The sequence below is a fragment of the Helicobacter sp. T3_23-1059 genome (assembly GCF_053654515.1).
This window is the reverse complement of the sequence record NZ_JBSIUV010000019.1, coordinates 42,559-51,156: the sequence shown is the minus strand read 5'-3', so window position 1 is coordinate 51,156 and position 8,598 is coordinate 42,559. Positions and strand designations below refer to the sequence as shown.

Below are 8,598 nucleotides of genomic sequence, written 5' to 3'. Positions count from 1 at the left end.
GAGATATTTCACACATGCCTAAAATCTAAAAAGAGCAAAAAATCCTAAAAAATCCACAAGTCTAAAAAAATCTAAAAAATCCTAAAGTTGAGAAAAAAATTTCGCTATTACAATAATCTATGTCATAGATTATTGTAATAGCGAATAAACACATAAAGTGTTTATATCGCGTATTAAAAAATCTTACGGAAATTGTGGAGGTGGTTTTAGTCCCTTGTAAAATCAGGTCATGCTCAAACCAAAACAAAACGCGGTAGCACAATGTAATGTTTTAGTCCCTTGTAAAATCAGGTCATGCTCAAACTTAGTGATAGACGAGTTAGATAACTACGCAGTTTTAGTCCCTTGTAAAATCAGGTCATGCTCAAACCGACTCTCCGCAAATTCCGTTTGACAGGGAGAATTATAGCTTTCCTATGCTTAAAATATCCTGAAATAGCCATTTTACAAGGTGTTTAGGCTTTGGAGTGGCGTAGTGGGCGGGGTTGTGTGGATTTGAGATTTTGCATTTTTTGGATTATTTTTGGATTTTGGGTGGGATTTTAAAACATTTTTTAGAATTTTTTATGTGGATTTTGGTGTTTTTTTTGATAGTTTTTTGGGGTGTTTTTAGAGTTTTTATTGGGTGTTTTTTATGGATTTTAGATACTTGGGTTTATTGCGAAATCTAAGTCCGACAAAAAATTTTGTCATTGCGAGCGGATTTGACAAAATCCGCGTGGCAATCTATCCACGACAAAAACTTGTCATACTGAGGTTTTCGTAAGAAACCGAAGTATCTCAAAGTGCAACTTCTTTAGAAAATCTAAAAACACAAATAGAGATATTTCGCTTACGCTCAATATGACAATGTAGTTTTCCCCCCTCCCCCAAATTATCAAAATGTGGCGGAGGGGGCTAGGGGGTGGGTATTTTTAGATTTTTCCTCTGTCATTGTAGATTTTTCGTCATTGTGAGCAAAAATGCGAGTAAAAAATGAATGTAGGCGAATTTTTGCGTGGCAATCTATGATTTTAGAGATATTTCGTTTGCTACGAAAACTCAATATAACAAACCAACGCCCTCAATATGCCAAAAATAACAAACCCACCCCCTAACCCCCTCCGCAAGGGAGGGGGAATCAAAAAAGTCCCTCCCCTTGCGGGAGGGATTTAGGGTGGGGTATAAAATCCGCAAGGGAGGGGGAAATAAAAACTTACACTCCGCAAGGGAGTGGGAATTTGTGGATTGCTTCGACGAATCTTTGTGCAAAGATTTGCGGTGCGAATCTCGCAAATGACAAAAATACATTAAAATCCATTCCAATCGTCATCATTATCATCTGTATCAATATTTTGCTGGTATTTATTAAGTAGTTTATCTTGCGTATGTTTTTGGGCTGCATTGTGGTGTGTGGTGGGTTTTTGGCTTGTATTGTTGTGGTTTGAGTTATTTTGATTTGCGTTTTTTGCGCTCAAAAAATCCCTACTGCCTTGTTTTTTGCTTGCGTTGCGCAAATCATTTATGCGTGAATCTAGCTCAAAATCCGTTTTTGCCAAAAGATTTTTATATGCGTTTATGCAGTCATTTTTTAGGGCTTCGCTAATGCCATTTAGTTTGATTTGCGTATCGCCGTAGCCGTAGAATTTCGCCCCGCCAAATTTGTAATATTCGCCTTTGTCGCTATCAAGCGAAGTCAGGCAAAGCAAGACTAAACCTAACTCGGCTTTGGTGAGATTGAAATAGCGCAATTTGCCTTCAAACTCCGTGCCTTTGCCTAGTGGGGAGATGGTAAATGAAACTTTGTCGTTATTTTGGTTGCCTTTTGATTGCTCAATTTTGCCTAGTGGGGCGTAGAATCTAAAACCTTGCTTATCTTTGTAGGTTTTGGATTTTTCAAAATCGGGCTTCATAGAAATGTATATGGGATTTGTGTATTGTGCCCTGCAAACTTTACTAGCGATAAAATGCGAAAAACTAATGCGTGATTTTAGCGCGAAATTTTTGCCGTTTGCATTGATAATTTGCCCAAAGATTCGCTCTGTCATATCTAGCTTTGATTCGTTTGATTTAAAATTGCTTTTGATTCGCTCCACAAACTCGCCTTTTTTCTTATAATCTGGCGCGTCTGTTTTAAATTTGCCAAAGCTAAGCACTTGTGAAATGGTGCGAATTACCCCTCGCACACTAGAACCGCTTAGGGCGTATTTATCACCGATTTTAAAAAAATCTTTTGGAGATTTCTTATCGGCATTTTTGCCCTCAAAGCCACCTGTGAAAATGTCGCTTTTTGCGATGATTGTAAGCTCTAAAATCCCGCTTTGAGAATCTTTGAAAGGTTGCGTAAAACTGATTTTATCATCTGCGACTTCGCCAAACTCTTGGGGATAAAATACGCGCTCATTTGGCTCTATAAAATTATATGGTGGTGGCGTTTTTTGCCCTTTTGGTTTGTTTTGATGATTTTGATTGCGCTGATTGCCACCGCGTTTGTTATAATTTCCAAAATTTTTATCCATTTTCGCCCCCTTTTGTAGAATCTATATTGCGATTAAATCCTGCAAATACGCTAAATTTATGCGTTAAAACAGGCAGATTTTCACATACCTCATCGCACACTTCCTCCCAAATCTGCGCCACTCTCGCCACTTTTCCATTTATGGCGATGAAATTTTCAAAATCCTTGTGCGGATAGTCATTTAGGCAAAATCGCTTAAATAAAAAGCCGTTGTTGATTTGGCGGATACAAATGCACTCATTTGCATCTGCGCAAAATAGCCCCGCTTCTACGATAAAATTGCGCCCATTGTGAAGCGAATCAAAGCTAGGCAAAATCTGTGGCGTATCCAATAAACAATCTTTGGGCTCTTTATCGCTCATTAAAATATAGCCCTCAAAATGTTTATTTTCGCGTTGCAACGCGCTAAATTGCGCTTTTAGTTCATCAAAATTTTTCATATTTTTTCTCCATTTTGCGCGTTTAAGCGCACTCCGTCTTTTTCTAAAATCCCGCTAAAAAATCCGTGTCCTTTGCTACTCATTGCCCCTAGTGGCAAAATCCCCGCACAAATATCTTGTAACGCCTTTTCAAAAGATTTCAAAGCGATTTCAAAATCTTGAAAATCCGCCCTATTTGTCGTATTTACCACAAAAATATCTAATCTAAAAGCGGGGCTTGTGTTTGCGCTCTCTTGAAAAAACGCCCCATCAATCGTCCCGCCTGTGAATCTATCTATGCTATTGTGAGCGAAAATCTGTGAATCTTTGTTTTTATCAAAATCCAAATACAAATCGCTTATTAGGATTTTGCCCTTTGTGGCTTGGTATTTTGCAGATTTTGTGTCGCTAGATTCTGCACCGCCAAAAAGTGTGGCGTGGATTTGTGTGGCTTTTTTGTCTAGCTCGTTAGTTTCGCCGATAAAGTTACCTAAATGTTTGTTGATATAAAAGCGCGTTCGTTGGGATACCGCGCCCTTTATGCTACTTGCGGGGATTAGTAGTTTTGCTTTGCTTAAATCGCCTTTGTCATAATCGATGATTTTTTCGCTCACACCGATACTATCAGCTTCTTTGTCGCCAAATCCCGCACCAAATAAAAAGACATTCTCTGGCGTTAGATTTAGCGTGTAATGCGTGAAATTTTTTGTCGATAAAATGCTAGAATCGGGCGTGAAATGTTCGCTTAGATTTTCATTTAGACTAGCGGATTTGCTAAAAGGGGTTTGCAAAATCTCATAAGTGATTTTGTGTGCTTTAATTTTGCCAAAGCCCTTTGTGCTACCCGCTCCGAAACGAATAAATGGCGAGTAAAAAAGGCTTAAAATCTTAAAAAACGCTTCTTTGTCGCGCTTCTCATTTTCGCCACCTGACAAATCCATAGACATAGCACATTTAAATCGTGCGCCTTTGAAAATGACTTCTTCATCAAATTTTGCGCCGTCTTTGCAAGTGCCGTTGTAATCAATGGCGTTGTGTTGCCGTTGTGGCAAAGAGAGAAAATGCGATAAAAATTTGGATTTTGCAAGTGTGCTAAATGGGATTAGATTTTCTTTGACTTTCATATTTTCGTCCAAAAGAAGAGCGTTTGAAAAGATAAGGCGCGAGCCAAAATCTTGTCCTCCAAAAAGCGAATCTAAATCTAATCTCTCTTGCTTTGCAAGGGCGCGAATCACGCCACAAATGCTAGTCCCAAGAATGATGGGCAATCCATTAAAATCGCGCTGAATGGGGCTATCATAAAGCATATCAAAATCCCCACTGCCAAAATGAAGCGCGGAATCTGCCTCCAAAATGATATGTGCTAAAATTGTTGTGTTGCTCATTTATCGCCCCCTTTTTTAGAATCTTGCGCTTTTGGCATACGCGTAGCAAGCAAAGCAATGGCGTCTTTGTCGTGCGTCTCTACAAAATTTTCTAGCACTTCACGCCCATCGCTCCATTTTTCTTTTAATCGCTCTTCGTTTATGTATTCTTTGATATACCCTGCTAATTCGCCCTCATCTACCATTTGGGTAAATGCGCGAATACTTCCCCATTGCGCGTTTGTAACGCTATCAAATTTATCTTTGTGATTAGCGATAAAGTCATCGACTTCGTTTTGGATATTGATTTTGTTAGATTCTAACTTTTTTAAATCCTGCAAATACGCGATTAAATCGCTATCTTTTGGTAAATTTTGCAAAGCGGTGCAATCGATTTTAGATTTTTTGATTTTGCCATCTTGCAACGCAAATGATTTTGTGCCCTGCCCGTGTAGTAAAAAGCTAGGATTCACTAGCATTTCACCATAGCCCTCGCTTAAAAATCCCCCTACGAAAAATACGCTTTGTTTTAGCTTTTCTTTATCGCGCTGGCTTAGATTTGTAAGCGTGATAACGCTACCTTGCAAAATGCTTAGCCGTGCGCTATCTTTTGCTTTTCGCTTTTGATTATAAGGCGTGTAGATTTGGGTTTGCAAATGTGTTTTATGCCACACGATTTTGGCAGAATCTAGCCCTAAATTTTTCGCATTTAGACTAAAAGTAGGCATCGTAGTGTCGCTATCAAAAAGTGCCAAAGGGGAGGCGACATAGAGAAAAACCTCGTTTGAATCGCTGTGTAAATCTGTATTTATAACGCTATGTGATTCTGTGGGTATCTCGCTAAAATCCTCCATAACTTCGATTTTTACCTCGCCATATTCGGCGTTTTTAGATTTGCCGATAAAGTGCAATCCTTGCAAAATCTGTGTGATTTTATCTATGTCATTTTGGGCTACGCTATTTTCAAATCTCACACAAAAGCCAAACTCCGCACCTTTTGCGATAGCTTCATATCCAAACATTGCGTTATTTCCGTCATTATCTTTTGTAGATAGATTGACTTTTTGTGTGTAGTTAGTCGCTAAATCCGCCTTTTGTAAATTTTCGTTTATGTAGCCGCTACGAATCTGTTTTAGTTGCTTTTCTTGCAATACTTCACTGCCTAAATCACAAAATAGCGCGTTGTAGATTTCGCTAGAACCATTATCTTTTTGCGTGGCATTTTTGGGAGCAAAAAAGCAAAGTGGGGTTTTGTATGCGATTTTGCCATTTATCAGCGGCTTTGCCTCGCCAAATCGCACCGCACCGCTATGAAAAATATCAAAAGGCTTTGCAAACTCATCATAATGCTTTGCTACGATACCCAAAAACACCGCGCCACTGATACAATCCCTACTTTGATTTTTGCCCTGCGTATTCGCGCTTTTTTGCAAAACAATGTCGCTTAAAAGCGTGAGTTTGAAATATATTTGCTTCATTTTGCCCCCTTTAATGCGTAGAATCTGCGCTATTTGCGTTATTTTGCAAAATCTCTATTTTTAGCCGTCCTAATCCACGATTGCGATTTAGCCCCATTGATTTTAGGGATTTGAGTAGATTTTGCATAGTTTGGGTGTGCTGTGATGGGACATTGTGGATTGTGCCATAAAGACTTATGGGCTTTATCACTTCGATTTCGCGCAATGAGCCATCTTTTGCACTGCCATAACGCTCATCAATCGCTGTGGATGCGATTTTGGCAAATAAAAAATGTGTTAGATTTTGGGCTTTTAGCTCTTTTTTGGTAAGTTGGCTTAAAGTCGCATTGCTAAAATGACAAGCCCCAGCGTTTGGTGCGCGATTTTTTTGCACTTCTTCACCAAAGCAAGATTCTACAAAGTCGTTTGAAAAATGTGCTTTTTGCAAAGTCGCTACTTCGCGCAAAACGCCTTTTAGGCTTTTAGCAGGGACAAAGGGGAAGCCTTCATTATCTTTTATCGCACTATTGTCAAACCGCACTCCGCCACTTAGCCCGCTGCTTAAATGCCAAAAATCTAAAAATGTGATTTTGTAGTGGATAATTTCGCTAGGTTTATTCATTTTGCTCCCCCTCATTTTTGTTGTATGCTTTGCGTGTTTGAAATAATGCTGATAATGTCAAAAATGGGCGTTTTTTCTATGCCGTCTTTTTGCACTATGAGATTTTCTAGGCGCAAATCTTTATGCAGGGCTTGAAAACTTGCTAGATTATCTCTATTGCCTTTGCCAAAATCCGCGTAGATTTTAGCGATTTGTTGTAGTTCATTGTCCGCTAAATTGCGATTAGATTCTAATATGCTTAGCCATTGCCTAAGGCGCGTCAGAGGCGAATCTTTGTCCCTAAAAATATCTATTAAATTTAGCAAGTTTTCTATCGTAGGCGTAGATTCATTGATTTGTCGCAAAAAATACGCACCAAAATCTAATCTAACGGCATTTTGTGCTACTTTGTTTGTGCCTAAAGTCAGCTCATTTTCGACAAACGCGCTAAAACTTCGCACCGCAGAGCTTTGGATATTGTGAAACATTAGGCAAGAGGGCGGATTTTTGGCATTTATGGTTTTAGAGTCGCTTTTAGCACGAGCGCACAAATCTTTGGCAAGTTTTAGGGCGTAGTGAATGGGATATTTGTGGTTAAAAAATGCGATTCCAGCGCACGCGGTTAGATTTTCGCCTTTATGAATATTTTGTGTGGCATTTTCAAAATGCGCTAAAAAATTTTTTGCAAAATCTAGCGCAATATCGGCGTTGCAAACCACTACCAAATCATCGCCACCGCAAATCACTTCGCGGATTTTGAAGCTATCGTTGTTGGCTAGATTTTGTTTTGTGGATTCACAGGCATTTTTAAACGCGTCTTTTGTGGCTTTGTCTAGCTTATGTGAAAAATCTTTCATTTCATTTTTGTCTAAATTTCGCACGATTGCGCCTAGCGCGTTGCCATCGGCATAAAGCAAGGCGATTTTGTTTTTGGCATTTTTTAGTTGGGCTAGTTCGTTTATAGAATCTGGGTGAATTTGATTAAAATCATCAAAGGCTTGTAATTTTTGAAGTGTGGATTTATCGCATTTTTCGCCATTTTTGCTTTGCGGAATAAGCGGGAGGGCGGTTTTTGGATTATGCTTTAATGGCAGTAGCGAAAAATCAAGCGGAAATGTGATTTTATTTCGTGCGATTTTTAGGCGAGATTCTAGCGTGGAGTTCGCGTTTTTATAATCATCGCCTTGCATTTTTACTAGGCTTTGAGCGATTTGAAGTCCATAAGATTGCTTTGTGATTAGTTTGGGTAGATTTTTGATGACATTTTGCACATCTGCTTCATTATCAAAAATCGCACGAAAATTCCCCGCATTTGATAAAATCACTTCGGGGTTTTTGGATAGATTCACGCCATTTGTTTGCAAAAAATTTTGTAAATTCTGCCCTAAATTATCAATCCTCTTTACTAACTCACTTGCCCCGATAATCTCACGCAATGCGTTTGTGCGAAAAATAAAATCTTGTAACCCAATCGCGCTAAATCCATAAAGATAAGCCACTTTTTCACTCCTTTTAAGTTTTTGTGTAAAAACGCAATATTACAAAAAAAAAAAAAAAAATCAACAGCTAATCACATAGATTTTGCAAAATCGTTTTTGCACTATTTAATAATCTTTGAATAAGTCTTGGTGTCTGCCTATTCTGCGCAAATGCAATTCTGTTTCGTTGCGTGTATAAACAATGACTAAATCCCCATAAATATGGCATTCCCTAAAATCTTTATAAATTCCCAAAAGATTATGGTCTTGCAAGTTTGGTGGCAAAGTATCGCTAGTTTGTAAAATCAAAACTACTTCATCAATTTTGTCTAAATCCCAACCTTTGCTTGAGCTTTGCTTTTTTACTAGCTTTAAATCTTTTTTGTAAGTATTATAATAAAAAATTTCTCGCACTATGAGTCCTCATCATCTAAGGACGCCATAAACTCTGTATGATTGATTCCACTAGCGACAATAAAATCATCATCTAATGCCTTGCGTGTTTCCTCGTTTGGAACTGCTAACTTCATATTTAGCTCCCTTGCGATAATGGCTTCTCTTTGTAAATATGTCTCGCGTTTTGCACTACATATTTTTATCTGCTTATCCGCCTTGATTATTTCGTTTTCAAATTTTGCGATTTGTTTGCGAGTGGAATTTAGAGCGTGCCTTAATTTGCTCGCGTTGTATGTGCTGTAATCTGTCATTGTTTATCCTTGTCAAGTAGCATAATCTAAGTAACTTAATTATAGTATAAATAATATGCCTACGCAATACTTACA

Annotated in this window: 11 protein-coding genes; 1 reads left to right on the top strand and 10 read right to left on the bottom strand. The window is 38.4% G+C overall.

All coding sequences use genetic code 11. The features are described 5' to 3' along the window. The first annotated feature begins 634 nt into the window (after window positions 1–634). Entirely contained in the window at window positions 635–766 is a 132-nt protein-coding gene (locus ACWIX0_RS07030; RefSeq protein ID WP_454173128.1) for a hypothetical protein, read from the top strand. Between the two features lie 111 nt (window positions 767–877). Here ACWIX0_RS07030 and ACWIX0_RS07025 read toward each other — a convergent pair whose 3' ends face one another. The 10 genes from ACWIX0_RS07025 to ACWIX0_RS06980 all read right to left on the bottom strand — a co-directional run bounded on the left by ACWIX0_RS07025 (window position 878) and on the right by ACWIX0_RS06980 (window position 8,523). Then, a complete protein-coding gene (locus tag ACWIX0_RS07025; RefSeq protein WP_454173126.1) occupies window positions 878–1,045 on the bottom strand; it encodes a hypothetical protein in 168 nt (55 codons plus the stop codon). Continuing rightward, window positions 1,042–1,290: a hypothetical protein gene (locus tag ACWIX0_RS07020; RefSeq protein ID WP_454173124.1), complete on the bottom strand. Its 249-nt coding sequence runs from the start codon at window positions 1,288–1,290 to the stop codon at window positions 1,042–1,044. Before ACWIX0_RS07020 ends, ACWIX0_RS07025 begins: the two co-directional genes overlap by 4 nt. After that, window positions 1,290–2,498 (bottom strand): RAMP superfamily CRISPR-associated protein, encoded by a 1,209-nt coding sequence (locus ACWIX0_RS07015; protein ID WP_454173122.1) that lies wholly within the window; start codon window positions 2,496–2,498, stop codon window positions 1,290–1,292. Before ACWIX0_RS07015 ends, ACWIX0_RS07020 begins: the two co-directional genes overlap by 1 nt. Further along, on the bottom strand, window positions 2,491–2,937 hold the full coding sequence (locus tag ACWIX0_RS07010; RefSeq protein WP_454173121.1) for a TIGR04423 family type III CRISPR-associated protein: 447 nt from the start codon (window positions 2,935–2,937) through the stop codon (window positions 2,491–2,493). Before ACWIX0_RS07010 ends, ACWIX0_RS07015 begins: the two co-directional genes overlap by 8 nt. Continuing rightward, the gene (locus ACWIX0_RS07005; protein WP_454173119.1) at window positions 2,934–4,301 is read right to left on the bottom strand and encodes an RAMP superfamily CRISPR-associated protein; all 1,368 of its coding nucleotides are present in this window, start codon (window positions 4,299–4,301) and stop codon (window positions 2,934–2,936) included. The genes ACWIX0_RS07010 and ACWIX0_RS07005 overlap by 4 nt, the downstream gene beginning before the upstream one ends. Further along, window positions 4,298–5,758, bottom strand: coding sequence for a hypothetical protein (locus ACWIX0_RS07000; RefSeq protein WP_454173117.1), 1,461 nt, complete (start codon window positions 5,756–5,758; stop codon window positions 4,298–4,300). The genes ACWIX0_RS07005 and ACWIX0_RS07000 overlap by 4 nt, the downstream gene beginning before the upstream one ends. A 10-nt stretch (window positions 5,759–5,768) precedes the next feature. Next, entirely contained in the window at window positions 5,769–6,359 is a 591-nt protein-coding gene (locus ACWIX0_RS06995) for an RAMP superfamily CRISPR-associated protein (RefSeq protein ID WP_454173115.1), read from the bottom strand. 11 nt (window positions 6,360–6,370) lie between these two features. Then, window positions 6,371–7,837 carry a Cas10/Cmr2 second palm domain-containing protein gene (locus tag ACWIX0_RS06990; protein ID WP_454173114.1) on the bottom strand — a complete coding sequence of 489 codons (1,467 nt, stop codon included), beginning with the start codon at window positions 7,835–7,837 and terminating at the stop codon, window positions 6,371–6,373. A 105-nt stretch (window positions 7,838–7,942) separates the two neighbouring features. Continuing rightward, the gene (locus ACWIX0_RS06985; RefSeq protein ID WP_454173112.1) at window positions 7,943–8,230 is read right to left on the bottom strand and encodes a type II toxin-antitoxin system RelE/ParE family toxin; all 288 of its coding nucleotides are present in this window, start codon (window positions 8,228–8,230) and stop codon (window positions 7,943–7,945) included. Further along, window positions 8,230–8,523, bottom strand: coding sequence for a hypothetical protein (locus ACWIX0_RS06980; RefSeq protein WP_454173110.1), 294 nt, complete (start codon window positions 8,521–8,523; stop codon window positions 8,230–8,232). Before ACWIX0_RS06980 ends, ACWIX0_RS06985 begins: the two co-directional genes overlap by 1 nt. Window positions 8,524–8,598 lie beyond the last annotated feature (75 nt).